Source organism: Comamonas sp. C24C, assembly GCF_053345995.1.
In genome coordinates this window covers 127,888-154,705 of the sequence record NZ_JBKFBC010000015.1, presented here as the reverse complement: position 1 = coordinate 154,705, position 26,818 = coordinate 127,888, and the positions used below count along the sequence as shown (strand labels likewise).

Sequence of the window (26,818 nt, the reverse complement as noted above, 5' to 3'; positions counted from 1 at the left end):
GTCTGGTTGGCATCGTCGTCGATGGCCTGCTTGCCGCAGATGACCAGACCGGGTTGCTCCTTGTCCACCAGGGCCTTGAGCAGCTTGGCCACTGCCAGGGGCTGCAGCTCGACATCGGTCTCGACCAGAATGCCGCGATCGGCACCGATGGCCATGGCCGTGCGCAGGGTTTCCTGGCACTGGGCCACGCCGCAGGAGACGGCGATGACTTCGGTGACCACGCCTTTTTCCTTCAGGCGCACGGCTTCTTCGACGGCGATTTCGTCAAAGGGGTTCATGCTCATCTTGACGTTGGCGATGTCCACACCCGTGCCGTCCGACTTCACGCGGACCTTGACGTTGTAGTCCACGACACGTTTGACGGGTACAAGGATTTTCATGAGAAAGCTCTTTCCTGGTTTTGAAGAGTGAAAGGCTTAGCGGGCCAGTCCCGCGAGCCGCTCGTTGATCAGTGCATGGGCCTGGTCCATGATGCCGGTGATCAGCTGCGCCACCGTCGGCACATCGTGGATCAGGCCTGCAACCATGCCGCAGGACCAGACGCCTGCGTCCATGTCGCCGTCGTGCATGATGCGCGGATAGACGCCGGCCACTTCGGGCGCGATGTCGGCAAAGGTGATGGCCGCGCCCAGCTCGCGCTCCTTTTGCAGCAGGCGTTCGGTGGCGGAGTTGGTCAGCACGCGCTCGGTGTTGCGCAGCGGACGCATGACCAAACGGGTGTCGAGCTCGCTGGCCGCCACGATGGCCTGCTTGACCTTGGCGTGCACGGGCGCCTCCTGCGTGGCAATGAAGCGCGTGCCCATATTGATGCCTTCGGCGCCCAGCGCCAGCGCGGCCACCAGCGACCGGCCGTCGGCCATGCCGCCCGAGGCGACAAAGGGAATCTTCAGTTCTTCTGCAGCGCGCGGCAGCAGGATGAAGTTGGGGATGTCGTCCTCGCCCGGATGGCCGCCGCATTCGAAGCCGTCCACGCTGATGGCATCGCAACCGATGGCCTCGGCCTTGAGTGCGTGACGCACCGAGGTGCACTTGTGAATCACCTTGATGCCAGCTTCCTTGAGCGCGGGCAGCCATTTCTGCGGGTTGTTGCCGGCCGTCTCGACCACCTTGACACCGCCTTCGATGATGGCCTTGACATAGCCCGGATAGTCGGGCGGGTTGACCGAGGGGAGAAAGGTCAGGTTGACGCCAAAGGGCTTGTCCGTCATCTCGCGGCAGCGCGCGATCTCGCGTGCCAGCAGCTCGGGCGTGCGCTGGGTCAGGCCCGTGATGATGCCCAGTCCCCCGGCGTTGGAGACGGCGGCGGCCAGCTCGGCCAGGCCCACATGGTGCATGCCACCCTGGATGATGGGGTGCTCTATGCCAAAGAGTTCGGTGATGCGTGTTTTCATGTCCGTGTTACTCCACTGCAATGCCCTTGTCGCGGATCAGCTGTCCCCAGCGCGTGTAGTCCTGCTGAATGCGCTGGCCCAGCTGGACGGGATTCTGGAAGGTGGCGATGGCGCCCGCGTGGAGCAGCTTGCTCTGGACATCCTTGTCAGCCAGTATCTGCTGGACCTCAGAGGCGATGCGCTCGACCACAGCCTTGGGCGTACCCTTGGGTGCGAGCAGACCGCCCCAGGAAACGGCGTCATAGCCCTTGATGCCCTGCTCGGCAATGGTCTTGATGTCGGGCAGCATGCTCACGCGCTGGGGCGAGCCCACGGCGATGGCACGCAGCTTGCCGGCCTGGATATGAGGCAGCGCGGCCACAAGGTCGGCATACATGATGGGCACCTGGCCGCCGATGGTGTCGGTGATGGCGGGCACGCCGCCCTTGTAGGGCACATGCTGCATGTCGAAGCCGGCCATCTGCTTGAGCAGCTCCATGCTCAGATGACCGAAGCTGCCGGCCCCCGAGCTGGTGTAGTTGAGTGCTGACTTCTGGGCCTTGGCGTGCGCGATCAGGCTCTTGAGGTCGGTGACATCGGGCAGCAGCGCAGGGTTGACCACGATGACGATGGGCAGGTCATAGACCGTGGCCACGGGCGCGAAATCCTTGACGGTGTCGTAGCCGGCCTTCTTGTACAGATGGGGCGCCAGCAGCGTGGGCGTGGCCAGCATCATCAGCGTGTAGCCGTCGGCCGGGCTCTTGGCGACCTGAACGGCCGCGATGGAGCCCGAGGCACCGGGACGGTTTTCCACGACCACGGTCTGCTTGAGGCGCTCGCCCAGCTTCTGGCCCACGATGCGCGATGCCGTATCGGTGGGACCGCCTGCGGGGAACGGCACGACCAGGCGCAGCATCTTGGTGGGCCAGTCGGTCTCGGCCAGTGCACCTCCGGCCAGGCCGGCCAGCAACGGCGCGGCGGCCAGGGCCAGAACGCTGCGCCGGCTGGTGCAGGCCTGGAGTGCGGGATTGCGCTTGTGCATGAAGTCTCCTGTCAAAGCTGTCTCAGCAGTCGTCGGTGGTGGCCCGCTGCCGCAGGCCGTAAAAATCAGTCACTCAGTGATCCATAGCGTTGCGCGCCACCCGCAACCTATGAAACTGTCGCGGCGCAAGCGCGGGACACCGAGCAAGAGCCGCCTCGCAGCGAGGGTGTCGTCCCCCTTCAAGGGGGAAGGAGCGAAGCGACTCAGGGGGGTCAATCAAGCTTGGCGCCAGCTTGCTCCACCAGCGCCTTCCAGATCGGCATATCGCGCTGGTAGTTGTCGCGGAAGGCCTGGGGGCTGTTCATCATGGGGATGAAGCCGGCACCCGTGATGCGCTCCAGCACCTTGGGGTCCTTGATGATCTCGCGCAGGTGGCCATAGAGCTGATCCACGACCTCCTTGGGCGTTCCCGCAGGCGCACCCATGGCCACCCAGCCGTAGATCGAATAGGCGTCGTCGGTCACTCCCTGCTCGAAGATGGTCGGCAGCTTGGGCAGGATTTCCATGCGCTCCTTGCCGGTCACGCCGATGGCCTTGAGACGGCCGGAATCGATGAAAGGCTTGGTGTTGAGCGCGCTGGAAAAGCACAGCTGCAGCTGGCCGCCGATCAGCTCCTGGATCATGGGTGCCTCGCCCTTGTAAGCGGCGTGGTTCATGTCGGCATCCATGGTCTTGCTCATATAGGCACCGGCCAGATGGGCGTACGAGCCCACGCCCCAGGAGCCATAGGACAGCTTGCCCTTGTGTGCTTTCACATAGGCCAGCAGCTCCTTCATATTGTTGGCAGGCACCGAAGGATGGACCACCAGCGTGACGGGCGCCGCTGCGACCTGGGTGATCAGCGCGATGTCCTTTTGCGGGTTGTAGGGCAGCTTGGTATAGAGGAACTGGTTGATCAGCATGGAGGTGCTGAGCGACAGCAGCAACGTATGGCCATCGGGCGCTGCCTTGGCCACGGCATCGGTGCCGAGGATGCCGGCCGCACCGGCCTTGTTGTCCACCACCACGGGCTGACCCAGGCGCTTGGCCAGCACCTCGCCGATGGTGCGCGCCATGATGTCGGTGGCGCCCCCTGCGTTGAAGGGCACGACCACGCGGATGGGCTTGCTGGGCCATGCCGGCTTGCCGGCCTGTGCGAAGGCGCTACTGGCGCCCGTGACCAGCAGACTGCCGCCGCCGATGGCGGCCAGCCCTTGCAGAAGATCGCGGCGTGTGACTGGGATGCTCATGGTTTGTCTCCTATGAAGTCGCTGTCTTTGTTTGCCGTCTTGTGCGGCTTGATGTGGTCCGGTGCCCGGCCTAAAAAATCAACTCGATGCAGGTTCCTGGGGCAGCGTGAGAACGCCCTTGGCCTGCAGGTCCTGCAATTGCGCATCATCGAGCGTCAGCAGGCGCTGCAGCACTTCGCGCGTGCCCTCACCCAGCGTGGGCGGCGCATGGCGGATGGGCAGACGCTGACCGTCCAGACGGTAGGGCGGCGCGAACACGGGCGTGGTGCCGGCCACAGGATGGGGCATGTCGCGCAGCAGGCCGCTGCGGCGCGTGCGCTCGCTGGTCAGGGCTTCGTGCAGGCCGGCCACGCGGCCGCAGGGAATGCCGGCGGCCGTCAGGCGCTCCAGCAGCAGATCGCGCGGGAAGCTGCCAATCAGCTCCTTGAGCATCGGCAGCAGCTCCAGACGGTTTCTGGCACGGTTGACGTTGGTGGAAAAGCGCTGATCCTCGACGATGTCGGGACGCAGCACGACCTGGCGGCAGAATTTGTCGAACTGGCTGTTATTGCCCACGGCGATGATCAACGGCCCGTCGGCGGCCTCGTACATGCCGTAGGGCACGATGGAGGGGTGAGCATTGCCGTAGCGCTCGGGATCGTGGCCCAGCTGCAGGGCATCCAGGCCGTAGTAGCCGGTGACCGTGATGCCGCTGTCGTACAGCGCCATCTCGATGAGCCGGCCCTTGCCCGTGCGGTCGCGGCGGAACAAGGCTGCCAGCACGGCCTGGGCTGCATACATGCCGGTGACGAGATCCACCACGGCCACGCCGAACTTGAGCGGCGGCATGTTGGCATCGCCGTTGAGCGCCATCAGGCCCGCCTCCCCCTGGATCACCAGGTCGTAGCCGGGACGCTTGGCCTCGGGGCCGCTACTGTCGTAGCCAGCCACGGCGCAATAGATCAGGTCGGGCTTGATCGCCTTGAGCTGTTCATAGCCCAGGCCCAGCTTCTCGGCGCCGCCGGTCTTGAAGTTGTGGATCACCACGTCGAACTGGGGCAGCAGCTCGTGGACGATCTTCACGCCCTCGGGTGTCTGCAGATCCAGCGTGATGGACCGCTTGTTGCGGTTCATGCTGTTGTAGTAGGTGGTCTCGGTCTTGCCGATGCGCATGCCCCAGTCGCGCGTATCGTCGCCACGGCCCGGGTGCTCGACCTTGACCACCTCGGCGCCGAAGTCGGCCAGCACCATGCCGCACAGCGGCCCGGCGAAGACGCGCGACAGATCGAGTACCTTCACTCCTTCCAGCGGGAAGTCGATGTCCTGGTTCTGTTCGGTATTGCTGTCGGCCATGAGCCTTGTCTCCTTGAAAATCTTGGTTTTGTCGAGCGCTCAAGCACGCAATTTGTTGAAATCGGCGCTGCGCTTTTCGAGAAAGGCGGCAATGCCTTCACGGGATTCCTCGCTGCCCTGGGAGCGCACCATGTGCTGCGCCTCCAGCTCCAGCTGCTGCTCCAGCGTGTTGCGCGGTGCCTGGCGGCACAGATCCTTGATCAGGGCCATGGCCTGGTCCGGTCCGGTCGCGATCTGCGCGGCCAGCGCGACGGCATCGGCCAGGGCCTGGCCGGGCTCGGCCAGCCGGTTGACGGGCCCCAGGGCGTGCAGGCGTTCGCCGCTGATGCGCTCTCCGGTCAGACACAGCTCGGTCAGCACCTGGCGCGAGACGAACTCGGCCAGAAAGGCCGTGGCACCGCCGTCGGGCGTCAACCCCACCTTCACATAGGCCACGGAGAACAGGCTGTTGCGGGCGGCCACCAGCATATCGCAGGCCAGGGCCAGCGACAGGCCAGCGCCCGCCGCCGCGCCTTCGACGGCAGCGATGACAGGCTTGGGACAGTCGCGCACGGCGCGAATCAGGTCATGCAGGCCTTCGAGCTTTTCACGGCGCTGCTCCAGCGGCAGCTCCCGGCGTCCGGCCAATTGGCGCAGATCGCCACCGGCGCAGAAATGCCCGCCCTCGCCCGTGAGCACGACCGCGCCCACACTGGCGTCAGCCGCAGCCTCCGCCAGCGCGGTCGTGACGGCCGCGTAGAACGCGGGCGACAACGCATTGCGCGCAGCCGGGTTGTTATTGCTCAGCACCAGCACGGCACCTTCGCGGCGAATCAGCAAAGCGTCACTCATTGATGTTCTCCATGTCTAGCGAAACCGCAGCAACTTAGCCCCGAAGCTCAGGCCTGCGTCAAGGCCATGAAACGCGCCAGGTGATGGTCCTCGTCGCCAAACTGGTGGTCGATCATGATCAGTCGCTTGGCGTAATGCGCCAGCGGCAGCTCCCAGGTCATGCCGATGCCGCCATGCATCTGTATGCTTTCCTCGGCCACCAGGGTCCCCACGGAGCCCACGGTGTACTTGGCAGCAGACAGCATCTTCTCGCGCTGCGTGCCCTGGGCGTTGTCGATGGCATCGGCCGCATTGATGACGGTGGAACGCACCTGCTCCACCTCCAGCAGCAGATCGGCCATGCGGTGCTGCAGCGCCTGGAAGCTGCCGATGGCCACGCCGAACTGCTTGCGCGTCTGCAGATACTCCAGTGTGTTCTGCTTGGCCACATCCATGGCGCCCAGCGCCTCGGCAGCCAGCGCCAGCAAGGCAAATCCCTGAACATGCTCGAGCACGCCATGGCCCTGCCCCTCGGCACCCAGCAGCGCATCCTCGGCCAGCTGCACATTCTCGAAAGTCAGCTCGGCGGCGCGGCCGCCTTCCATGCGGCTATAGCCGCGCTTGGCGATACCGGCGGCCTTGCCGTCGACCAGGAACAGGCTGATGCCGGCAGTATCGAACATGCCGCCTGCGGTGCGCGCGGACACCAGCAGCAGATCGGCTTTTTCGCCAAAGGCGACCACGCTCTTGGCGCCGTTGAGAACCCAGCCCGTGGCGGTCCTGACCGCGGTGGCCGTGACCTTGTTGAGCTCGTAGTGGCTGCCTGGTTCGTCGTGCGCCAGAGCGGTGATCGCGCTGCCGGCGATGATGTCATCCAGCAGGCGCTTCTGCGCTTCGGTGCCGGCCGCAATCAGCGCCTGGCCCACGACCAGCGCGCCCAGCAGCGGCTCGGCCACCAGGCCGCGGCCCAGTGCCTCGAACACCACGCTGATGTCAAAGCCCGAGCCGCCAAAGCCGCCCACCGCTTCGGGAAACAGCGCGCCGATCGCACCCAGCTCGGCAAATTGCGCATACAGCGCGGGGCTGTGACCTTCTGCGCCATAGGCCAAATGGTTGCGCTGCTCGATGCCGTACTGCTCAGAAACAAAGCGGTTCAGGCTGTCCGCCAGCATGCGGCGGTCTTCGGTGTGTGTGAAGTTCATGACAAATTCTCTCTACCCAATCGAACGAATCGGTGTCGCATGCCACCGCCCGGTTCGCCAGGGACGCCCAGCAAGGGCCGCCCCGCAGCGAGGGCGTCGTCCCCCCCGGGGGGAAGGCACGCAGCGACTCAGGGGGGATTTCACAAGCCCAGAATCATCTTGGAGATGATGTTCTTCTGGATTTCGTTGGAGCCACCGAAGATCGACAGCTTGCGGTAGTTGAAGTAGTTGGCCGAGGCCGTGGCGGCTTCGTCGATACCGCCCAGGGGCGCCTGGTCATAGCCTTCGTACTGGGCCTCGTCGATATAGGGCACGGCATACACGCCCATGGCACGGCGGATCAGCGACAGGATCTCCTGGCGGATCTCGGTGCCACGGATTTTCAGCATGGAGCTTTCCGCACCGGGCACGCCACCACCGGCAACGGCAGCGATCACGCGCAGATTGGTGGTCTTCATGTTCTCCAGGTCGATCTCGACGCGCGCCATGCGGGCGGCGAACAGCGGGTCCCGGTTCAGCGGCTGGCCGTTCTTGTGCACCTTGGCGGCGATGACCTTGAGCTTGGCCAGGGCCGAGATGCAAAAGCCCACGCCCGCAATGCCGGTGCGCTCGTAGGTCAGCAGATACTTGGCATAGGTCCAGCCCCGGTTTTCCTCGCCCACCAGATTCTCGACCGGCACCTTCACATCGGTGAAGAAGACTTCGTTGACTTCCTTGTCACCGTCCAGCGTGCGGATGGGACGCAGCTCCACGCCGGGGCTGTTCATGTCCACCAGCAAAAAGCTGATGCCGGCCTGGGCCTTGGCCTCGCGGTTGGTGCGCACCAGGCAGAAGATCATGTTGGCGTGCTGGCCCTGGGTGGTCCAGGTCTTCTGGCCGTTGACGATGTAGAAGTCTCCATCGCGCACGGCCGTGGTCTTCACCGAAGCCAGATCGGAGCCCGCGCCGGGCTCGGAATAGCCCTGGCACCACCAGTCCTGCCCGCTCAGAATGCGCGGCAGCCAGTGCTTCTTTTGCTGCTCGTTGCCGTACTTGATCAGCACCGGCCCGAGCATGTTCACGCCGAAGGGCACGATGCGCGGACCGCCGGCCAGCGCGCATTCGGTGTCGAAGATGAACTTCTCGACCGCTCCCCAGCCCGGGCCGCCATGCTCCTGGGGCCAGTGATTCGCATACCAGCCGCGCTCGTTGAGGATGGCATGCCACTCGTCCTGATCGGCCTTGCTCAGACGCTGGCCGGCCTTGATCTTGAGCGAAATATGCTTGGGCAGCTTTTCCTTGAGAAAAGCCTGCACTTCGGCGCGAAACGCCTCTTCCTGGGGGGTGAATTGCAAATCCATTGCTATTTCCTGGTAATCCATGGCGCAGCGCGCCTTTGCAGCCTCTGACACCGACACGCTCTGAACCAGAGGCGCCGAGCAAGAGCCGTCTCGCAGCAAAGGCGTCGTCCCCCTCCCGAAGAGAGAGGGGGAAGCGGCGCCAGCCGCTCAGGGGTGTTTAGAAAATCTCGAACAGGCCAGCAGCACCCATGCCGCCGGCGATGCACATGGTCACCACGCCGTACTTGACCTGGGGATTGCGGGCCTTGCGGCGCTGGCCTTCGAGCAGGATGTGGCCGGTCAGGCGTGCACCCGTCATGCCGAAGGGGTGGCCGATGGAAATCGCGCCGCCGTTGACATTCAGGCGCTCGTTGGGAATGCCCAGCTGACGCTGGCAATACAGGGCCTGCGAGGCAAAGGCTTCGTTCAGTTCCCAGAGGTCGATGTCATCCACCGTGAGGCCGTGGCGCTTGAGCAGCTTGGGTACGGCAAACACGGGGCCAATGCCCATCTCGTCAGGCTCGCAGCCGGCCACGGCAAAGCCGCGGAAAGCGCCCAGGGGCTTGAGGCCCAGACGCTCTGCCAGCGTGGCTTCCATCACCACGCAGGCGCTGGAGCCGTCGGACAGCTGCGAGGCATTGCCGGCCGTGATGAAGTTGCCAGGGCCCTTCACAGGCTCCAGCTTGGCCAGCCCCTCCAGCGTGGTGCTGGCGCGGTTGCAGTTGTCCTGCGTGGCGACCACGTCGCGGTAGGTGACTTCGCCGGTTTCCTTGTTCTTCTCCATCATGCGTGTGGAGCAGGCAATGATCTCGTCCTTGAACAGATCGGCGGCCTGGGCCGCAGCCGTGCGCTGCTGGCTTTGCAGCGAAAACGCATCCTGGTCTTCACGCGTGATGCCGTAGCGCTTGGCGACCACATCGGCGGTGTCGATCATGGCCATGTACAGCTCGGGCTTGTGCTCCACCAGCCAGGGGTCCATGTCGGTGGGCAGGTTGTTGCCGGCCCGGATGCCGGAGATGGTTTCGATACCGCCGGCCAGCATCACGTCCACACCCTCGGCCACGACGCGACCCGCCGCGATGGCGATGGATTGCAGACCCGAGGCGCAAAAACGCGTGATGGTGGTGCCGGCGATCGACAGCGGCAGCCCGGCGCGCAACACGGTCTGGCGACCCAGATTGCGGCCCTGGAAACCGTCGGGGTTGCCGCAGCCCAGAATCAGATCCTCGATCATTTCGGGATCGACACCCGAGCGCTCCACCGCCGCCTTGACGGAGAAAGCAGCCAGCTGGGCGGCGGGAGTGACGTTGAACTCGCCGCGATGCGACTTGGTCAGCGGTGTGCGGGCGGTGGAAACGATAACGGCTTCACGCATGGTGCTTGTCTCTGTGAATGTTGAAAACTATTTTTGATAGCTGTCTTCGCTTTTCATTCATAGCTTTCAGATACTTTTCATACTGAAATCAATACAAATAAAGCGATAGCAGCTACTTTTTTTTAATTAACTGGGCGATAAAAACTGGCGCACTCCAAGCGCGAGACGCCGAGCAAGAGCCGCCTCGCGGCGGGGCCGCCCAGGCGATGGCGTCGTCCCCTCCCGAAGAGAGAGGGGAAGCCGCGCAGCGGCTCAGGGGTGTTACTTGTTCAAGCTTTCGAAGTCCTTGCCCTCGGCCACCAGCTTCTGCAGCAGCGGCGCGGGCTTCCAGAACAGCGCGTCTTCCTTGGCAAAGGCCTCGATATCGGCCAGCACCTTGGGAAGGCCCTGCATATCGGCCCATTTCATGGGGCCGCCGCGGTGGCGCGGAAAGCCGTAGCCGGAGATAAAGGTCACGTCCACATCCAGCGGGCGCAGCGCAATGCCCTCGCCCACCACCTTGGCACCTTCGTTGACCATGGCGGCCATGTAGCGGCGCATGATGTCCTCGGCCGTGAACGAGCGCGGCGTCACGCCCTTCTTGGCGCGCTCGGCATCCACAATCGCCAGCACTTCGGGATCAGGCTGACCGATGCGCGCGCCTTGCGGATAGAGGTAAAAGCCGCGTCCCGTCTTCTGGCCGAACCAGCCGTTTTCACAGATGCGGTCGGCAATCTCCACATAACGGGCCTTGGGGTCGCGCGTGGCAGCACGGCGCTTGCGCGTGGCCCAGCCGATATCGCCGCCGGCCAGGTCGGTGACCTGGAAGGGCCCCATGGCAAAGCCGAAGCCGCGCACGGCCTCGTCGATCTCGTAGGGGCTGGCACCGTCTTCCATCAGGTAGTCGGCGGCCTGCTTGTAAGTGGCCAGAATGCGGTTGCCGATAAAGCCGTCGCAGACGCCGGCGCGCACCGGCACCTTCTTCATCTTCTTGGCCAACTCGAAGGCCGTGGTCACCACATCGGGCGCCACCTTGGCGGGCACGACGATCTCCAGCAGCTTCATGATGTTGGCCGGGCTGAAGAAGTGCAGACCGATCACATCCTGCGGGCGGCTGGTGACGGCGGCAATCGCATCGATGTCCAGATACGAGGTGTTGGTGGCCAGCACGGCGCCGCTCTTGCAGACGCGGTCCAGTTCCTTGAACACGGCCTTCTTGACTTCCAGGTCTTCGAAGACCGCCTCGATCACCAGATCCACGTCGGCAATGTCGTCATAGCGGGTCGAGGGCGTATAGCGCGCCATGATGGCGGCCTTGGCCTCCTCGCTCATGCGGCCCTTGGCGATCAGGCCGTTGTAGACCTTCTCCACATTGGCCTGGCCGCGTGCGATGGATTCGGCGTCGCGCTCGATCATGGTCACGACCAGACCGGCATCCAGCGCAGAGACGGTGATGCCCGCGCCCATGGTGCCGCCGCCGATGATGGCAATCTTGCTGAAGGCGCGCGGCTGGGCGGCACGGGCTTCGGGAATCTTGGCCGTCTCGCGCTCGGCAAAGAAGGCATGGATCAGGCCAGCGCGCTGCGGGCTGTCGATACAGGCCAGAAACTGGGCACGCTCGAACTTCAGGCCTTCGGCAAAAGGCAGATCCAGAGCGGCTTGCACGCAATCAATGATCTTCAGCGGCGAGAACAGGCCGCGCGACTTCTTGGCGGTGTCGGCACGCAGCGCATCGAGTTCCGCCTGGGCTGCGGCCTTGTCGGCCAGACGACCCGGCGTGGCGCTGACGGGACGCAGCGGCGCGCCCTGGGCCAGCAACTCACGCGCATAGGCCAGGCCCGCGGCGACGGGATCCGCGCCATCGTCCAGCTTGTCCACCAGGCCGGCTGCCAGTCCGGCCTTGGCGCCGATCTGCTGGCCGCTGAGCATCAGCTCGGTCGCGGCCTTCACGCCCATCAGGCGCGGTGCACGCTGGGTGCCGCCGGCGCCGGGAACCAGACCCAGAGAGACTTCGGGCAGACCCAGCTTCGCGCCAGGCAGCGCCAGGCGGTAATGCGCCGACATGGCGATCTCCAGACCGCCACCCAGTGCCGCGCCATGAATCACGGCCACCACGGGCTTGCTGCAGGCCTCGATACGGTTGCAGACGTCGGGCAGGAAAGGCTGGACCGGTGGCTTGCCGAATTCGCGGATATCGGCACCGGCGATGAACGCCTTGCCCTGACCCACGATCACCACGGCCTTGACCGCGGCACTGGCATCGGCCTGCTCCATGGCCGCCATCAGACCCTGGCGCACGGCAGCGCCCAGCGCATTGACGGGCGGATTGTTGACGCTGACGAGCAGGACGTCACCGTCTTGCTTGAGTTCAACGACAGAAGTGCTGGCTTCGGCGGTCATGCGAGTCTCCTGAATCTCTTTATGGAATGGGCTTTATTTTTACGACGACAATGTTTTCTAACAATCCCATGAATCATTGACAGACTGTCAAAGAAAATTAGACAAACACGCCATGGACTCGCAATCGCTGACCCTGCTGGTCGAAATCATTGATAGCGGCAATCTCAGCCAGGCCGCGCGCAAGCTCAAGATGACGCGTGCCAATGTGAGCTATCACCTGACCCAGCTGGAAAAGGCAGCGGGCGTGCAACTGGTCAAGCGCACCACGCGCCGCGTGGAGCCCACGGAGATCGGCATGCGCCTGTACGAGCACGGGCGCAACATCCACAACGAAATGCTGGCCGCACGCGAGGCCATCACGGCGCTGGGCCAGAGCCTGCAGGGTCGCGTGGGCATCAGCGTGCCCAGCGGCTACGGCCAGATCGTGATGAGCGAATGGCTGATCGAGTTCAAGCGCCTGTACCCGGGCATCGTGCTCGACGTGCTGTTCGAGAACCGGGCCGACAATCTGCGCGACGATGTGGACATCATCGTGCGCGTGATCCAGGAGCCGCCCCTGTCCCTGGTGGCGCGCAGCATGGGCACGGTGCGCTACCTGGCCTGTGCCTCGCGCGAATACGCCCAGACCCACGGCCTGCCCAGAACCCTGCATGCGCTGCGCGCCAGCCCGCTGATCACCGCCGGTGTCACGGGGCGGCAGTTGCGCCTGGCCGCCTACCTGGGTGCCGAGCGCCACGAGGTGATGCTGGAGCCCACCATGATCTCCGAGCATTTCCCTTTTCTGCGCGACGGCATCCTGGCCGGTCTGGGTGTGGGCCTGGTGCCCGACTATGTGGTGCAGGACAAGCTGGCCACGGGCGAGGTACTGAGCACGCTGGACGAGTACCGGCTCAGCATCTTCGGCACCCATATGTATCTGCTCTACCTGCCCAACCGGCACCAGACCAAGGCCGTGCGCACCTGTATCGATTTTCTGCTGGCCAAGGCCCAGCCCGAAGCCAGCCGGCTGGCCGTGACGCCCCAGCCCTGAGCCGCAACGCAAAACGCCAGCGCGCAGGCTGGCGTCTTCATCCGGAAAGAAGTCTTGGAACCGGCTTGCGTTCTCAGGACAGCCTGCGGCTCAGATTCTGCTGACGCCAGCTGCTGGGGCTTTGCTGAAAATGCTTGCTGAACCAGCGCGTGAACGAGCTGTTCTCGGCAAAGCCGGCCTGGGCTGCCGCTTCGCTCACCGACAGCTGCGGATTCTGCAGCGCACGCAGCGCGGCCTGGCTGCGCACGGCGTCCAGGGTTTCCTGAAAGCTGGTGTTCTGGGTTTCGAGATGGCGCTGCAGCGAGCGGGCCGTGTAGCCAAGCGCACCGGCCACATGGGCGATGCTGTGGCGCCCGTGGGGCAGCAGCGACTGCAAGGTGCTGCGCACCTGCTGCTCCAGCGACCGGGCCATGGGCCGGGGTGCATGGTTCTCCATCAGGCTGCGGGCGTGGCTCTCCATGAGGCTGTCGTGATCGGCATCGACGGCCTCCAGATCCTCGTTGCTCACCACGATGCCATCGAAGTCCGAGCCGAACACGATCTCGCTGCCCAGCACGCGGCGATGGTTCAGGGTGCTGCCCGGTGCGCTGTGCGAGAAGTGGATGCTGGCCGGACTCCAGTGCTTGCCCAGCTGATAGCGGCACAGGCTCATCAGCGCCGTGATGCCCAGCTCCACCGGGTGGCGCCCCGGGTTCTCGCGCTCGGTATCCAGGTTCAGCTGAATGATGGAATAGCGCCCCTGGGTCACCACCTCGGTGCCCACGGTGGTGCTGATCATGTGGTCATAGTCCTTGAAGGTCTTGAGCATGCTGGAGAGGCTGGCCTGGTGCTGCAGCAGCAGGCTGATCGGCCCGAAGTCGGACAGACGCCAATGCGAGCCCATGAGCAGGCCCAGCGACGCCTGCCCGGCCTGGGCGGACGACGCCTCGAGCAACTGCGCAAATGCAGCTTCGGGAACCATGAGATCGGGAGAGCTCAGACAGCTGTGATCCAGCCCCACCTGGCGGAACATGCGCAGCGGGTCGATGCCGAGCTCGTTCGCCACCTTGGCGTATTTGCACAGGCTGACACTTCGGATACGGGGCTTCATCGTGACCTGGAAAACGGTTGACCCGGGTCCTGCGCGACAGGCCCGGATTTCATGGAGGGAAACAGGACCTGGGGCAACCTGCAATTTCGGACATTGATGTTTATCAATATCGGGATGACTGGTCAATCGATGGATACCAGTAGATCGCGACCACTGGAAGCGCCCGGCATGCCGATGCCCCCTACTCATGACGCTCTCTGTCACTGCCTAGGGTTTTCCTTTGGCCCACCCAAGAGGGCAACAAGCTGACGCGATCGGTCAAGCCCCGGTGCTGTGGCTGCGCCGAGAATTTTTCCATCAGACGGCGGTGCCCTGCATCAAGGCCTTGCCGGGAACTTAGGAGAAGACCATGAAAGTCGAACAACTGACCTGCAGCATCGGTGCTGAGGTTTCCGACATCCACCTCGGCGACGCGTCCCGCGACAAGGGCCTGGCCGAGGAGATTCGCGCCCTGCTGCTGCAGCACAAGGTGCTGTTCTTCCGCGATCAGGACATCACGCGGGCCGAGCATGTGGGCTTTGCCCGCCACTTCGGCGATCTGGAAGACCACCCCGTGGCCGGCAGCGACCCCGAGCACCCCGGCCTGGTGCAGATCTACCGCAGCGAAAAGCGCGAAAACTACGAGAACACCTATCACAGCGACGGCCAGTGGCGCGAGAACCCGACCATGGGCTGCGTGCTGCGCTGCATCGAAGGCCCGGCCGTCGGCGGCGACACCATCTGGGTCAATATGGCCGAGGCCTACCGCAACCTGCCCGAGGACATCAAGCAGAAGATCGACGGCCTCAAGGCCAAGTCCAGCATCGAGCATGGCTTCGGTGCCGTCATGCCCGAAGACAAGCGCCTGGAGCTGGGCCGCCAGCATCCTCCGGTCGAGCATCCCGTGGTGCGTACCCACCCCGAAACCGGCGAGAAGGTTCTCTACGTCTGCAGCTTCACCACCCACTTTGCCAACTACCACACGCCCGAGAACGTGCGCTATGGCCAGGACAAGACGCCGGGCGCCAGCATGCTGCTGAACTATCTGATCAGCCAGGCGGCCATCCCCGAGTACCAGGTGCGCTTTCGCTGGAAGCCCGGCAGCGTCGCCATGTGGGACAACCGCTGCACCCAGCATTACGCCGTGCAGGACTACTGGCCCGCGGCGCGCAAGATGGAGCGTGCAGCCATCATCGGCGACAAGCCTTTCTGAGCGCGCTATCCGAGCCGCTTCTCTGACCAGCCATTCCAGCCACCGGCGCCGTCGCACAGCGGTGCTGCACAAAAACAATAGCTGGCATCGCTTTCCTACTCTTTAAAGCAAAGCCATAGCTGCCTGAAACGCTTTGGAAACAAGCGCAGGCAGCTATTATTTTTCCTTCATCTCCGACAGTATGAATGCGCGGCGCTGTCTTGCGTCGGCCGCACCGTGGCGCCTGGCGCGCATACCGTGCCCCCTTTCCGTTTGACGGGGCCTGACCCGGCCCAGGCGCTTTCGGGCTGCGGCATCAGGCCCTGCCCCGACCTTGCCGCAGCCATTCTTGCGGGCCTGCCCACCATCATCCGGACATGAAAAAGGCCTCCCGATGGAGGCCTCTTGCGCATGTCGGTTCAGATTCGGCAAAGCCGGCTCCGGAGGATCAGGAGGTCTTCCTGAGGAACCCCTGGTTGGCGCCGGGCCGGTTGGGCGCAAAGCCGTTGGCGGCCAGGCTTTCCTCCACGCTGTCGTAGAACACGCCGATCTGGCTGATCTCGCGCGCCTCCTTGGCAGTGGCGACAGGGCGACCGAATTCGCGCGAGATGCGCACCAGCTGCTCGATCTGCGAGACCGTGCTGGCCTTCTCGGTGCGCGCCTGGTTCCACAGGCAGTCCTCGGTGCCGCAGCGCACATGCAGACCGGCGGCAATGCCCCACATGTTCACGGGCAGCACATTGCGCACATTGCTTTCCACGGTCAGCACGGCGCCATCGGGCACGGCGCGCACAAAGTTGGCCAGGCTGTACAGGCTGGGCGTGTCCATGCCGCCGGCAATCGCCACCCAGTTCATGACCAGCGGGCCCATGTAGAAGCCGCGGCGCATCAGGCGCTCCACCGACTCGAAGCTGTTCAGGTTGTAGCACTGGAAGGCGCTCTGGATGCCGGCCTTGGTCAGGCGGCGCACATGCTCCTCCACCCAGCCCGGCTGGGCAGGCACGGTCATTTCCTTGTAGGCATTGAACAGCGTGGGATTGGCGCGCGAGGTGCCCGCAAAGTCCGCGTCTTCGGCCTGATCGGTCACGTTCATCTGCGAGGTGTTCACCGTCACGGTCACCTGATCGGGCACCGGGTCCAGATCGGCCAGCATGTGGCGGGTGTCGTCGGAGAGCCATTTGGCCGCCTGACCTTCGTCCTCGGGTGCAAAGCTGATGGAGCCGCCGACCTGGATGATCATCTCGGGCACGGCCTTGCGCACGCCGGAGATCAGCTCATTGAACTTGGACAGGCGCTTGCTGCCCTTGCCGTCCAGCTCGCGCACATGCAGGTGCAGCACCGTGGCGCCCGCGTTATAGCAGTCCACGGCTTTCTGGATCTGCGCCTCCATGCTGACGGGAATGTCTTCAGGGAAGTCCGAAGGCAGCCAGCCCGGTGCATAGGGCGCCGCCGTGATGATCAGGGGCTGCTGGTTTTCAGGGAATAGATGGCCGTCGAGAAAGTTCATGACATGTCTCCAAGTGAATGCAGGCTTCGACGCACAACCACGGGCGCGGCTTACCCGCCCTGTGCAATGCCGCCAGGCATTCAGAAGACATGGGCAACACCGGCCGGCAGGTACCGGATCGTCGAAATTGAAAGCAATTTCACTGTAGGAGAGCTGTTCGCAAAGCGTTTGCCCTAAGACGTTCGAGTCTTGGCAAAGTGCGCCAGCGCATGCGGGCGCCCCGATGCACCCTCGGGCCGGCCGCGACGATGAATGCAGCCCGGCCTTGCGATCGCTGCCGGCCGCCTAGCCGCGCCAGGCAGCCTCGATGGCGGCGATATCGATCTTTCTCATCTCCATCATGGCTTCAAAAGCCCGTCTGGCGGCCGCGCGGTCCGGGTCGGCAATGGCCGTGGTCAGCACGCGCGGCGTGATCTGCCAGGACAACCCCCAGCGGTCCTTGCACCACCCGCACTGGCTTTCCTGGCCGCCGTTGCCGACGATGGCATTCCACAGCCGGTCCGTTTCCTCCTGATCGTCCGTCGCGACCTGAAACGAAAACGCCTCGTTGTGCTTGAAGACAGGGCCGCCATTCAGCCCCAGGCAGGGGATGCCCATGACCGTGAATTCGACCGTCAACACATCGCCCTGCTTGCCGGACGGATAGTCGCCCGGCGCATGGTGGACCGCGCCCACGGCGCTGTCGGGAAAGGTCTGGGCGTAGAACCTGGCGGCTTCCAGGGCCTCGCCTTCGTACCAGAGACAAATCGTGTTTTTGCTGACCATCTTGGCTCTCCTGAACAGGGACTGATGAATGTCTGCAAACCCGCAGACTGCGGACCCCTCGCTATCGAGGCACCGGTGCACCGTGCGCCTATGCACCGGCGGCTTTCGGCGTCTGTGCATTGAAGCCGCATTTCCCCAGCGCTTCAATCCCCATATCAGGAGCGCAGGGTCATCCCCTGCCGAACAGCCTGGCAGTCCGGCCCTCGCCACGGCTGCGGCCCGGACCGTTTGCGGTGCGCGCGGGGCCGCACGCCGGAACGCTGAAGCCGCCGCTCGGCACCGATCTGCTTACCCCCTCGCTAGCGCACACCAGAGCAATCGAATCTGCTTTATATCAAGCGAGGCACCTTTATTTTTGTCTAGTCATATAATTGACTACACATATATAAGACTGACACTTGAAACCTACGTCATGAAATTCACTCTGAACGGCCAGGAAGTGGACGCGCAAAGCGCCGCTGCCGACACACCTCTTTTGTATGTGCTGCGCAATGACATGCAGCTCAACGGCCCCAAGTTCGGCTGCGGCCTGGGCGAGTGCGGTGCCTGCGCCGTACTGATCGACGGCAAGGTGGCGCGCTCCTGCTCCGTGCCTCTGAAGGCGGTCGACGGCAAGAAAGTCACCACGCTGGAAGGCCTGTCGCCTGACGCCAGCAAGGCCGCCAACGCGCAGGCCCTGCAGGACCGCGCCGTGCTGGATGTCAGCGCCGCCGAGACAAAGGCGCCAGCCACCCCGCGTACCTACACCCTGCACGTGGTGCAGCAAGCCTTTGTCGATGCACAGGCTGCGCAGTGCGGCTACTGCACCAACGGAATGATCATGGCGCTGGTCGCCCTGTTCAACCAGCAGCCCAAGGCCAGCGACGAAGAAATCAGGCACGCCCTGTCCGGCCATCTGTGCCGCTGCGGCACCCATGTGGAAATCATGCAGGCCGCCGCCCGCGCCCGCGAGCTGATTGCCAAGGGCCACAGCCCGGCCCTTCCCGCCGCCGGCGCATCCACCACCGCAAAGGCTGCCTGATCATGAAATTCTTCACCAAAGACAATCACGCTCAACTGACTCGTCGCCAGCTGCTCAAGGCCGGCGGCATGCTGATGGTCGGCTCCGTGGCAGGCGGCCATCTGCTGATGGCCCAGACCGCCCCCGAAGCGGCTGCCAAGGGCGCGTTCCCCATTCCCTCGGCCAAGCTGGTGGACAGCTTCATCGCGATTGGCGCCGACGGCTCCGTCACGGCCTACAACGGCCACGTGGACCTGGGCACGGGCGTGCGCACGGCTCTGGGCCAACTGGTGGCCGACGAGCTGTATGTGGACTTTGCCGCCGTGACCATGGTGCTGGGCCACACCGCCCGCACCCCGGATCTGGGCCCCACCATTGCCAGCAACACCATTCAGGTTTCGTCCCTGCCCATGCGCCATGCCGCAGCGCAGGTGCGTCAGCTGCTGATCAAGCTGGCCAGCGAAAAGTCCGGTGTTCCCGCTGACCGCATCACCACCCAGAAAGGCTTTGTCATCGCCGGCGGCAAGCGCTACGGCTATGGCGAGCTGGTTCAGGGTCAGGATCTGCAGATCGAGGTCGACGACAAGATCGAGCTGCGCAAGTCGGGCTTCGAGTACATCGGCAAATCGGTGCAGCGCGTGGACATCCCCAACAAGGTGCTGGGCGCGCTGACCTATATCCACGACCTGCGCGTGCCCGGCATGCTGCACGGTCGCGTGATCCGTCCTCCCTACACCGGTGCCGATGCCACGGCGCCCCTGGGCTCCAGCCTGGTGTCGGTGGACGAAAAGTCCATCGCCCATCTGCCCGGCATCGTCAAGGTCGTGGTCAAGGGCGACTTCGTGGGCGTGGTGGCCGAGCGTGAAGAGCAGGCCATCGCTGCCATGCGCCAGCTCAAGGTCACCTGGAAGGAATGGAACGGCCTGCCCGATATGTCGCTGAGCGGCCTGCACCAGACCCTGGTGGACCACGCCAAGACCGACCGCGTGCTGCAGGAAGACGAAGGCGCGCTGCAGGCCGTCGAGCAGGTCAAGACTGCGCTGACCCGCGACTATGTCTGGCCCTATCACGCTCACGGCTCCATCGGCCCGTCCTGTGCGATTGCCCAAGTGGGCAACGGCCAGATCCAGGTCTGGACCGGCTCGCAAAACCCTCACGACGTGTGCAAGGACATTGCCAAGCTCATGGACGTGAATGCCGACAACATCAACGTCACCCGCCTCGAAGCCTCCGGCTGCTACGGCCGCAATTGCGCGGACGACGTCTGCTCGGATGCGGTGCTGATGTCGGCCGCCGTGGGCAAGCCCGTGCGCGTGCAGCTGATGCGCGAGCAGGAAGCCGGCTGGGAGCCCAAGGGCACGGGCCAGCTGATTCGCGTGCGCGGCGGCCTGGACGAGCAGAACAATGTGGCCGCCTACGAGCTGCGCACCTGCTACCCCTCGAACAACGCCTCGGCGCTGGCCCTGATCCTGACAGGCAAGGTGTCCGCCAAGATCGAGGCCCAGCAAATGGGCGACCGCACGGCCATCCCGCAGTACGAGTACCCCAAGATGCGCGTGATCTCCCAGGACGCCGTGCCCATCGTGCGCGCCTCGTGGATGCGTGGCGTCTCCGCCTTGCCCAATGTGTTCGCCCATGAGTCCTGGATCGACGAATGCGCCTACCTGGCCAAGGCCGACCCCATCGAATACCGTCTGCGCTATCTCAAGGACCCGCGTGCCGTGGCGCTGATTGCCGAAGCCAAGAAGCAGTGCAACTGGCAGGAAGGCCCGGCCCGGCGCAATGCGGCACCGGACGACCAGCGCCTGGTCAAGGGTCGCGGCTTTGCCTATGCCCGCTACTTCCACAGCAAGTTCCCCGGCTACGGTGCGGCCTGGGCGACCTGGGTGGTCGACGTGACCGTGGACCGCGAAACCGGCGAAGTCAAGGTCGACAAGGTCTTTGTCGCCCAGGACACCGGTGCCATGGTCAACCCCGCAGGCGTGCGTCATCAGGTGCACGGCAACGTGGTGCAGTCCACCAGCCGCGTGCTCAAGGAGTTCGTCACCTTCGACAAGAGCGGCGTCACCTCCGTGGAATGGGGCGGCTACCCCATCCTGCGCTTTGACGAACTGCCCGAGATCGACTCGCTGCTGGTCGAGCGCCCCAACGAGGCGCCCATGGGCGCCGGCGAATCGGCCTCCGTGCCCAGCGCCGCCGCCGTGGCCAACGCCATCTTTGACGCCACCGGCGTGCGCCTGCTGGAAGTGCCGTTCACGCCCAGCCGCGTGCTGGCCGCGCTCAAGGCAGCCAAGAGCGGCGCCGCCTCGTCCAAGTGACTCCACCGATAAAGAACATAGATATGCGAACGTTCCAAAAGATTCTGGCGGGCGGTGCGGCTGTAGTGGTCGTGCTGGCTGCCGCCGGCCTGGCTCTCACCCATCAGGGCGAGATTGCGCCCCAGTCAGCCATTCCCGCTGCCGACTTCACGCCCCAGCAGATTGCCAAGGGCAAGCTGCTGGCCGCCATGGGCGACTGCGCCGTCTGCCACACGGCAGCCAACGGCAAGACCAACGCAGGCGGTCTGGCCATGCCCAGCCCCTTCGGCACCATCTACACCAGCAACATCACGCCCGATCTGCAGACCGGTATCGGCAGCTGGAGCTATGAAGCCTTCGAGCGCGCCATGCGCCACGGCGTGGACCGCGAAGGCCAGTACCTCTACCCCGCCTTCCCCTACACGGCCTTCAGCCGCGTGACGGATGAGGACATGAAGGCCTTGTACGCCTTTCTGATGAGCGAGCCCGCCGTAGAGAACCAGCCGCCCAAGACGGCGCTGAACTTCCCCTACAACGTGCGCCGCGGCATTGCGGCCTGGAACTGGCTCTACCTCAAGCCCGGCGTCGTCAAGGACGATGAAAAGCAGGCTCCCGAGTGGAATCGCGGTGCCTACCTGGTCGAAGGCCTGGGTCACTGCAGCGCCTGCCACACACCGCGCAACGGCCTGGCCGCCGAGAAAACGGGTGAGTTCCACCTGACCGGCGGCAGCGCCGAAGGCTGGGATGCCCCCGCTCTGACGGACAAGACGGCCTCGCCCCTGCCCTGGACCAAGCAGGATCTGGTCGACTACATGAAGACCGGCTTCTCGGCCCGTCACAGTGTGGCAGCCGGCCCCATGGCTCCCGTGGCCCACGGCCTGTCGCAGCAAAGCGATGCCGACCTCGACGCCATTGCCACCTATCTGATGAGCTACCGCAAGGCCGACGCCGCCCCTGGCGATGCCAAGGCACTCATCGAAGAGAAGACCGCCAAGCCCAAGCTGGCACTCGATGCCGAAGGCTATCGCCTGTATCAGGGCGCCTGCATGGCTTGCCACAAGGCAGACCCCTCGGGCAGCAGCTTCGGCGTGCGTCCCCAGCTGGCGCTGAGCACCAGCCTGCACTCTGCATCGCCCGACAACGCCATCATGGCCGTGCTTGAAGGCGTGCAGCATCCGGCCCATGCCGACCTGGGCACCATGCCGGCCTTCCGCCATGCGCTCAGCGATGCACAGATCGCCACCCTGCTCAACACCATGCGTGCCCAGTACGGCGTGGACGAGTGGAAGGACCTGCCTGCCAAGGTAGGCCAGCTGCGCAAGCAGACCCAGGCGCATTGACAGCAGGCGCTGCCAAAGCGCTGCACAAGCCGGCCTTCCCTGTCCTTCAGGCCTCGGAAGGCCTTTTTGCGGGTGATCATTTACGGGTAGCGCCGCTACCCGGTGCCCGCCTGATGCATCAAAATTGCGGCGAGCGAGAGAAACAGAGAAAGCAAGCAATGGACAATATCGACGTCTTGGTACTCAAGGCACTGCGTGACTGGCGCTCGGCCGGCCAGCATGCCTTGCTGGCCACCGTGGTGCGCACCTGGGGCTCGTCCCCGCGCCCCGTGGGCTCCATGATGGCCTTGCGCGAGGACGGACGTGCCATTGGCTCGGTATCCGGCGGCTGCATCGAGGACGACCTGATCGCCCGCCACACCAAGGCCCTGAACCAGAACCTGGGCATTCCGGACGGCCCGCCGCAGCTGGTGCGTTACGGCGTGAGCGCCGACGAGGCTCACCGCTTCGGCCTGCCCTGCGGCGGCACGCTGGAGCTGCTGCTGGAATTCAACCCCGATGCGGCCAGCCTGCAGCAACTGGTGGCCGAGCTGGAGGCCGGCTCACTGGTGAAACGCAGCGTCGACTGCAGCAGCGGCGAAGTCCGCCTGCAGACGGCCGAGCACCCCGACGCGCTGGAGTTTGACGGCCAGCAACTCGTCAACCACCTGGGCCCCGGCTACCGCATGCTGCTGATCGGTGCGGGGGCCCTGGCCGAATACCTGGCCACCATGGCCTTGTTCAACGGCTTCACGGTCACCGTCTGCGACCCGCGCGAGGAATACATGGGCAGCTGGTCGGTGCCCCAGGTCAACACCGTCACCGACATGCCGGACGATGCGGTCACGGCCTTCAAGCCCGATGCGCGCAGCTGCATCGTCGCCCTCACCCACGACCCCAAGCTCGACGACCTGGCCCTGCTCGAAGCCCTGCACAGCCCGGCCTTCTATGTGGGCGCCATCGGCTCGCGCCGCAACAACCACTCCAGGCGCGAGCGCATGATGGAGCACTTCGGCGAGACCGAAGCCTCGCTGGCCAGGCTGCGCGGCCCCATCGGCCTCTATATCGGCAGCAAGACTCCGGCAGAGATCGCGGTGAGCGTGATGGCCGAGATTCTGGCCGTGAAGAACGCCGTGCCGCTGCCGCAAGCCATGTCGGTGGAAGTGGCCAAGCACGAGCATGACATCGCCATGAACGAAGCCAGCACACATTGCGCCATTCCGGAAATTCTCCAGCCGGGCTCGGCGCACTGATATCCGTCAGCTCAGGCCTGCAGCGCAAAATCCACGGCCGCTGCAGCATGCAAGACCGTGGTGTCCAGCACCGGCAGCACGCTGTCTGCGGGCTTGATGAGCAAGCCTATTTCCGTGCATCCCAGCACCACGGCCTGGGCTCCGCGGGCCGCCAATGACTCGATGGCTCGCTGATAGAGCTTTCGCGACACATCGCTGATCTGCCCCGCGCAAAGCTCCTCATAGATGATGCGATGCACCTGCGTGCGCTCGGCTTCGTCTGGCACCAGCACCTTCAGGCCGAACTGCTGCTCCAGCCTCTCGCGCATGAACGGCTGCTCCATGGTGAAGCGCGTACCCAGCAGCCCCAGCACCTGCACACCGGCTGCACGCGCAGCCGCCCCGACCGGGTCGGCTATGTGCACAAACGGAATCGACACGGCTGCCGCCACCTGATCCGCCACCTTGTGCATGGTGTTGGTGCAAAGCAGCACACAGTCGGCGCCTCCGGCTTGCAGGCGCCGGGCAGCATCGGCCAGCAGCGCCGCCGCATCGGCCCAGCGGCCTTCATGCTGGGCCTGCTCGACAGGGCCGAAGTCCACGCTATACATCAGCAGTCTGGCCGAGCGCAACGCACCCAGACGCTCCCGGACACCCTGGTTGATCAGGCGGTAGTACTCGGCGCTGGACTCCCAGCTCATGCCGCCGATCAGGCCTATGACGCGTTGCGGCCCGGTGCTTGTTTGCAAGTCTTGATTCATGAGCGCCAGTGTGAGGCCGGCCGGCCGCCATCGTCTATCATGAAATTTCAGCCCGCCATGAAGACCCATCTGATTCAGCCTTCGGCAACCGATACGCCATCCGTGCAGATCCATTTGCTCGGCCGCGCCGCCTACAGCAGCCGCGACCCGGTGCGCATGCATGCGCTGGGCATTGCGCTGCAAAGACAGCAAGGCGTGCACGCCATTGCCTCCGACAGGCGCGAGGACTTCGACACCTGGCCAGGCACCCTGAGCTATACGCCGCCAGGCGTCGAGGTGTTTTCCGAGTCGGCTACCGGCGGCGAATATCTGGTGCTGCGCTATGCCGCCCATGAGGCTGACGCGCCCAGGCCAGCGCAGCGCATCTCGCAACATGGCCAGCGCTCCGCATTGCAGATGGCACTGCATCTGCGCCTGCTGCTGCTCAGCCCCCGACCGGACGCTCTGGCCATCGAGCAGGCTGCGCTGCAGTTCATGGCCTGCCAGGAGGGCAGCTCCAGCAAGGCCGACGCCCGCCCCGGCACCGGCTATGGACGCGTGCTGGACCGCATTGCCGCCGAATTCGAGCGGCCGCTGAGCATTGCCGATCTGTCCACCATGGTGGACACCAGCCCCTTGCGCTTTCTGCGCGAATTCACACGGCTTACGGGCATGACGCCGCATGCCTGGATCACGGAGACCCGGCTGCAGGCTGCGCGCGCCATGATGCGAAGTGCCGAACTGCCCCTCACGCAAATCGCGCTGGACTGCGGCTTCAACCAACAGTCGCATATGGGCCAGCTGTTTCGCAAGCACCTGGGACTGACGCCGGGACAATATCGGCAGCATCATGGCCTGAAGCACGCAGGCTGCCCCTGAATCGCAGGCCTCTTGGCCGACAGTTCACATACGGTTTCATTGCCGGACACACAAAGTGCGGCCGACGGCCCGCATCACGCCTCAAGCAGCATTCAGGCGGCGTACCATTGCCGCCTGAATGACGACCGCCAAGAAAAAGAAAACGCCTGCGCGCAAGCGCGGCACCGCTTCCAGGACTGCCGGCTACAGCTTCTCACGCATCAGGCGCTTTGCCCTGTCTGCGGGCGCTGCGGCACTGGCCAGCTTCCAGATTGCCAGTTGCAGCTTCAACCCCAGCGTTTCCGCCGAGAAACTGCTGGGCCAGGCGCTGGCAGCCCTGCATATCCCCGCACTCGATGCGCTCGGCCAGACCCTGCAGGCCTTTCGCAAGAACGGCTGGCCGGATCTGGATGGTCTGCGTTCCGGCTCTGGTTCCAGTTCCGGCGCCCACACGCCCAGCGTGGGCGGCAAGGTGGACAAGGCCGATGTCACGGCCACGGCCCTGCCCACACACTTTGCCCGCTGCCCGCAGTTCTTTCCCGGCGGCAAGGCTCCGGCCCTGCAGCTTCACCCCCGCGAGCGCGAGCTGTGTTTTTCGGGTTTTGCCGTGCTGCACAACGGCAGCACCAAGACCCCGGTATTCGTCGCCGAGCGCCTGAATCGCCAGGTGCTGCAGCAGGCCCAGGGCTTGCAACGCAGCGACAAGTTCTATGCCGACGCCCGCCTGCCGCGCGCCGAGCGCTCCGAACTCGACGACTACAAGCGCTCCGGCTTCTCGCGCGGCCACATGGCCCCGGCGGCCGACATGAGCACGCCCGAGGCCATGGCCCAGAGCTTCAGCCTCGCGAACATGGTGCCGCAGAACCAGGTGCACAACGCGGGTGCCTGGAGTCAGGTGGAACAGGCCACGCGTAAATATGCGCTGCGCGCCCGGGGTGATGTCTTTGTCTTCACTGGCCCTGTCTTCAACAAGAACGCCGCCACCATCGGTGAGAGCAAGGTGGCGGTGCCCGACCACCTCTTCAAGCTGGTCTATGACGCCAGCACCGGCAAGAGCTGGGTGTACTGGCAGGCCAACAGCGCCGACACCCGCATGGGCCCGCCCATCAGCTACGAGGAGTTCACGCGCCGCACCGGCATGCCGCTGCTGTCGGCCGTGCATCTGCCTCAAGCATAAAAAAAAGAGCTGACTACGCAAGTCATTCAAAGATTTCAACGGCATTTGATATTGAAATCCTTGAATGACGTGCGCAATAAGCTCACTTTTCAATAGCTACAAAGCTCCACAGAGATTGCGGGGAACTCAGGCCGGCTCGCCCGCCAGCCGGCGCACCACCTCGGACAGCACCTGAGCCTTCTGGCGGGTGCGCTCATTGGCCATGCCCGTGAAGCCACGCTTGGTGGCCGTGTGGTGCAGCGTGTGGCCGACCTGCCGGCGATACAGCGCACGCGCCCGATCGCGCATGGCGCGGGCGCGCTGCAACTGCAGACGGCGCTGGGCCGGGCTCAGCCTGACCAGGGCCGTATCGGACCGGGAAAGATCGTAGAGCTCACGCTCATTGGTGGCGAGAAGTTCATGCGCGGAATGGATGGCACGTCCCATGGCTTGCTCCTGTCATCAAATGCAATGAAAAAGCACCTTGAATGCATGCACATCCAAGATGCTTCGGTGAGTACAGAACAGCACTCTAGGACAGATTCCGGCTCCAGCCCCCAATACCGCACCCATGCAAGCGGTATTGGGTGGTGCA

General features: G+C 64.5%; 23 protein-coding genes. 8 read left to right on the top strand and 15 right to left on the bottom strand.

The window, feature by feature from the left end:
- From ACLBXN_RS22955 to ACLBXN_RS22910, 10 genes are all read right to left on the bottom strand, one after another.
- On the bottom strand, positions 1-380 hold a 380-nt coding region (locus ACLBXN_RS22955; RefSeq protein ID WP_447613674.1), incomplete at its 3' end, for an electron transfer flavoprotein subunit beta/FixA family protein.
- 36 nt (positions 381-416) lie between these two features.
- Positions 417-1,391 (bottom strand): NAD(P)H-dependent flavin oxidoreductase, encoded by a 975-nt coding sequence (locus tag ACLBXN_RS22950; RefSeq protein ID WP_211456793.1) that lies wholly within the window; start codon positions 1,389-1,391, stop codon positions 417-419.
- A 7-nt stretch (positions 1,392-1,398) separates the two neighbouring features.
- Positions 1,399-2,412 (bottom strand): Bug family tripartite tricarboxylate transporter substrate binding protein, encoded by a 1,014-nt coding sequence (locus ACLBXN_RS22945; protein WP_447613673.1) that lies wholly within the window; start codon positions 2,410-2,412, stop codon positions 1,399-1,401.
- Positions 2,413-2,624: 212 nt separating this feature from the next.
- A complete protein-coding gene (locus ACLBXN_RS22940; protein WP_407714050.1) occupies positions 2,625-3,641 on the bottom strand; it encodes a Bug family tripartite tricarboxylate transporter substrate binding protein in 1,017 nt (338 codons plus the stop codon).
- Positions 3,642-3,719: 78 nt separating this feature from the next.
- On the bottom strand, positions 3,720-4,973 hold the full coding sequence (locus ACLBXN_RS22935; protein WP_211456795.1) for a CaiB/BaiF CoA transferase family protein: 1,254 nt from the start codon (positions 4,971-4,973) through the stop codon (positions 3,720-3,722).
- A 39-nt stretch (positions 4,974-5,012) separates the two neighbouring features.
- Positions 5,013-5,804, bottom strand: a complete 792-nt coding sequence (locus ACLBXN_RS22930; protein WP_447613672.1) for an oxepin-CoA hydrolase, alternative type — start codon at positions 5,802-5,804, stop codon at positions 5,013-5,015.
- Between the two features lie 47 nt (positions 5,805-5,851).
- The gene (locus ACLBXN_RS22925) at positions 5,852-6,985 is read right to left on the bottom strand and encodes an acyl-CoA dehydrogenase family protein (RefSeq protein WP_447613671.1); all 1,134 of its coding nucleotides are present in this window, start codon (positions 6,983-6,985) and stop codon (positions 5,852-5,854) included.
- A 140-nt stretch (positions 6,986-7,125) separates the two neighbouring features.
- The gene (locus tag ACLBXN_RS22920; RefSeq protein WP_447613670.1) at positions 7,126-8,325 is read right to left on the bottom strand and encodes an acyl-CoA dehydrogenase family protein; all 1,200 of its coding nucleotides are present in this window, start codon (positions 8,323-8,325) and stop codon (positions 7,126-7,128) included.
- A 157-nt stretch (positions 8,326-8,482) separates the two neighbouring features.
- Positions 8,483-9,679, bottom strand: a complete 1,197-nt coding sequence (locus tag ACLBXN_RS22915) for an acetyl-CoA C-acyltransferase (protein ID WP_447613669.1) — start codon at positions 9,677-9,679, stop codon at positions 8,483-8,485.
- Between the two features lie 261 nt (positions 9,680-9,940).
- Entirely contained in the window at positions 9,941-12,058 is a 2,118-nt protein-coding gene (locus ACLBXN_RS22910) for a 3-hydroxyacyl-CoA dehydrogenase NAD-binding domain-containing protein (RefSeq protein WP_447613668.1), read from the bottom strand.
- A 112-nt stretch (positions 12,059-12,170) separates the two neighbouring features.
- Here ACLBXN_RS22910 and ACLBXN_RS22905 point away from each other — a divergent pair, with 112 nt between their 5' ends.
- A complete protein-coding gene (locus tag ACLBXN_RS22905; RefSeq protein WP_167005125.1) occupies positions 12,171-13,088 on the top strand; it encodes a LysR family transcriptional regulator in 918 nt (305 codons plus the stop codon).
- Positions 13,089-13,161: 73 nt separating this feature from the next.
- Here ACLBXN_RS22905 and ACLBXN_RS22900 read toward each other — a convergent pair whose 3' ends face one another.
- The gene (locus tag ACLBXN_RS22900; protein ID WP_343678286.1) at positions 13,162-14,178 is read right to left on the bottom strand and encodes an AraC family transcriptional regulator; all 1,017 of its coding nucleotides are present in this window, start codon (positions 14,176-14,178) and stop codon (positions 13,162-13,164) included.
- Between the two features lie 349 nt (positions 14,179-14,527).
- On the opposite strand from ACLBXN_RS22900, the gene ACLBXN_RS22895 reads away from it, so the two are divergent.
- Positions 14,528-15,370 carry a TauD/TfdA dioxygenase family protein gene (locus ACLBXN_RS22895; RefSeq protein ID WP_003052153.1) on the top strand — a complete coding sequence of 281 codons (843 nt, stop codon included), beginning with the start codon at positions 14,528-14,530 and terminating at the stop codon, positions 15,368-15,370.
- A gap of 427 nt (positions 15,371-15,797) precedes the next feature.
- On the opposite strand, the gene ACLBXN_RS22890 is transcribed toward ACLBXN_RS22895, so the two are convergent.
- Both ACLBXN_RS22890 and ACLBXN_RS22885 read right to left on the bottom strand, forming a co-directional pair.
- Positions 15,798-16,856 carry a 3-keto-5-aminohexanoate cleavage protein gene (locus ACLBXN_RS22890; RefSeq protein WP_447613667.1) on the bottom strand — a complete coding sequence of 353 codons (1,059 nt, stop codon included), beginning with the start codon at positions 16,854-16,856 and terminating at the stop codon, positions 15,798-15,800.
- Between the two features lie 285 nt (positions 16,857-17,141).
- A complete protein-coding gene (locus tag ACLBXN_RS22885) occupies positions 17,142-17,621 on the bottom strand; it encodes a VOC family protein (RefSeq protein WP_003062636.1) in 480 nt (159 codons plus the stop codon).
- A 412-nt stretch (positions 17,622-18,033) separates the two neighbouring features.
- Between ACLBXN_RS22885 and ACLBXN_RS22880 the strand changes: the two genes are divergently transcribed.
- The 4 genes from ACLBXN_RS22880 to ACLBXN_RS22865 all read left to right on the top strand — a co-directional run bounded on the left by ACLBXN_RS22880 (position 18,034) and on the right by ACLBXN_RS22865 (position 23,490).
- Entirely contained in the window at positions 18,034-18,642 is a 609-nt protein-coding gene (locus ACLBXN_RS22880) for a (2Fe-2S)-binding protein (RefSeq protein WP_211456803.1), read from the top strand.
- Between the two features lie 2 nt (positions 18,643-18,644).
- Entirely contained in the window at positions 18,645-20,939 is a 2,295-nt protein-coding gene (locus ACLBXN_RS22875) for a molybdopterin cofactor-binding domain-containing protein (protein WP_447613666.1), read from the top strand.
- 23 nt (positions 20,940-20,962) lie between these two features.
- Entirely contained in the window at positions 20,963-22,258 is a 1,296-nt protein-coding gene (locus ACLBXN_RS22870) for a c-type cytochrome (protein ID WP_447613665.1), read from the top strand.
- Positions 22,259-22,416: 158 nt separating this feature from the next.
- Positions 22,417-23,490, top strand: coding sequence for an XdhC family protein (locus ACLBXN_RS22865; protein ID WP_407714060.1), 1,074 nt, complete (start codon positions 22,417-22,419; stop codon positions 23,488-23,490).
- An 11-nt stretch (positions 23,491-23,501) separates the two neighbouring features.
- Here the strand turns inward: ACLBXN_RS22865 and ACLBXN_RS22860 are convergent, their stop codons facing one another.
- On the bottom strand, positions 23,502-24,230 hold the full coding sequence (locus ACLBXN_RS22860) for an aspartate/glutamate racemase family protein (RefSeq protein ID WP_447613664.1): 729 nt from the start codon (positions 24,228-24,230) through the stop codon (positions 23,502-23,504).
- 57 nt (positions 24,231-24,287) lie between these two features.
- On the opposite strand from ACLBXN_RS22860, the gene ACLBXN_RS22855 reads away from it, so the two are divergent.
- Both ACLBXN_RS22855 and ACLBXN_RS22850 read left to right on the top strand, forming a co-directional pair.
- Entirely contained in the window at positions 24,288-25,088 is an 801-nt protein-coding gene (locus ACLBXN_RS22855; protein WP_447613681.1) for a helix-turn-helix domain-containing protein, read from the top strand.
- A gap of 118 nt (positions 25,089-25,206) precedes the next feature.
- A complete protein-coding gene (locus ACLBXN_RS22850) occupies positions 25,207-26,244 on the top strand; it encodes a DNA/RNA non-specific endonuclease (RefSeq protein ID WP_447613663.1) in 1,038 nt (345 codons plus the stop codon).
- 126 nt (positions 26,245-26,370) lie between these two features.
- Here ACLBXN_RS22850 and ACLBXN_RS22845 read toward each other — a convergent pair whose 3' ends face one another.
- The gene (locus ACLBXN_RS22845) at positions 26,371-26,670 is read right to left on the bottom strand and encodes a hypothetical protein (protein WP_447613662.1); all 300 of its coding nucleotides are present in this window, start codon (positions 26,668-26,670) and stop codon (positions 26,371-26,373) included.
- Positions 26,671-26,818 lie beyond the last annotated feature (148 nt).

Excerpts from the sequence above, each read along its gene's own strand:
- ACLBXN_RS22895 (WP_003052153.1), top strand. The coding sequence starts at position 14,528 with ATGAAAGTCGAACAACTGACCTGCAGCATCGGTGCTGAGGTTTCCGAC.
- ACLBXN_RS22950 (WP_211456793.1), bottom strand. The coding sequence starts at position 1,391 with ATGAAAACACGCATCACCGAACTCTTTGGCATAGAGCACCCCATCATC.
- ACLBXN_RS22860 (WP_447613664.1), bottom strand. The coding sequence starts at position 24,230 with ATGAATCAAGACTTGCAAACAAGCACCGGGCCGCAACGCGTCATAGGC.
- ACLBXN_RS22890 (WP_447613667.1), bottom strand. The coding sequence starts at position 16,856 with ATGAACTTTCTCGACGGCCATCTATTCCCTGAAAACCAGCAGCCCCTG.
- ACLBXN_RS22870 (WP_447613665.1), top strand. The coding sequence starts at position 20,963 with ATGCGAACGTTCCAAAAGATTCTGGCGGGCGGTGCGGCTGTAGTGGTC.
- ACLBXN_RS22940 (WP_407714050.1), bottom strand. The coding sequence starts at position 3,641 with ATGAGCATCCCAGTCACACGCCGCGATCTTCTGCAAGGGCTGGCCGCC.
- ACLBXN_RS22910 (WP_447613668.1), bottom strand. The coding sequence starts at position 12,058 with ATGACCGCCGAAGCCAGCACTTCTGTCGTTGAACTCAAGCAAGACGGT.
- ACLBXN_RS22880 (WP_211456803.1), top strand. The coding sequence starts at position 18,034 with ATGAAATTCACTCTGAACGGCCAGGAAGTGGACGCGCAAAGCGCCGCT.
- ACLBXN_RS22850 (WP_447613663.1), top strand. The coding sequence starts at position 25,207 with ATGACGACCGCCAAGAAAAAGAAAACGCCTGCGCGCAAGCGCGGCACC.
- ACLBXN_RS22920 (WP_447613670.1), bottom strand. The coding sequence starts at position 8,325 with ATGGATTTGCAATTCACCCCCCAGGAAGAGGCGTTTCGCGCCGAAGTG.
- ACLBXN_RS22875 (WP_447613666.1), top strand. The coding sequence starts at position 18,645 with ATGAAATTCTTCACCAAAGACAATCACGCTCAACTGACTCGTCGCCAG.
- ACLBXN_RS22855 (WP_447613681.1), top strand. The coding sequence starts at position 24,288 with ATGAAGACCCATCTGATTCAGCCTTCGGCAACCGATACGCCATCCGTG.
- ACLBXN_RS22845 (WP_447613662.1), bottom strand. The coding sequence starts at position 26,670 with ATGGGACGTGCCATCCATTCCGCGCATGAACTTCTCGCCACCAATGAG.
- ACLBXN_RS22900 (WP_343678286.1), bottom strand. The coding sequence starts at position 14,178 with ATGAAGCCCCGTATCCGAAGTGTCAGCCTGTGCAAATACGCCAAGGTG.
- ACLBXN_RS22915 (WP_447613669.1), bottom strand. The coding sequence starts at position 9,679 with ATGCGTGAAGCCGTTATCGTTTCCACCGCCCGCACACCGCTGACCAAG.
- ACLBXN_RS22945 (WP_447613673.1), bottom strand. The coding sequence starts at position 2,412 with ATGCACAAGCGCAATCCCGCACTCCAGGCCTGCACCAGCCGGCGCAGC.
- ACLBXN_RS22930 (WP_447613672.1), bottom strand. The coding sequence starts at position 5,804 with ATGAGTGACGCTTTGCTGATTCGCCGCGAAGGTGCCGTGCTGGTGCTG.
- ACLBXN_RS22935 (WP_211456795.1), bottom strand. The coding sequence starts at position 4,973 with ATGGCCGACAGCAATACCGAACAGAACCAGGACATCGACTTCCCGCTG.
- ACLBXN_RS22885 (WP_003062636.1), bottom strand. The coding sequence starts at position 17,621 with ATGGTCAGCAAAAACACGATTTGTCTCTGGTACGAAGGCGAGGCCCTG.
- ACLBXN_RS22925 (WP_447613671.1), bottom strand. The coding sequence starts at position 6,985 with ATGAACTTCACACACACCGAAGACCGCCGCATGCTGGCGGACAGCCTG.
- ACLBXN_RS22865 (WP_407714060.1), top strand. The coding sequence starts at position 22,417 with ATGGACAATATCGACGTCTTGGTACTCAAGGCACTGCGTGACTGGCGC.
- ACLBXN_RS22905 (WP_167005125.1), top strand. The coding sequence starts at position 12,171 with ATGGACTCGCAATCGCTGACCCTGCTGGTCGAAATCATTGATAGCGGC.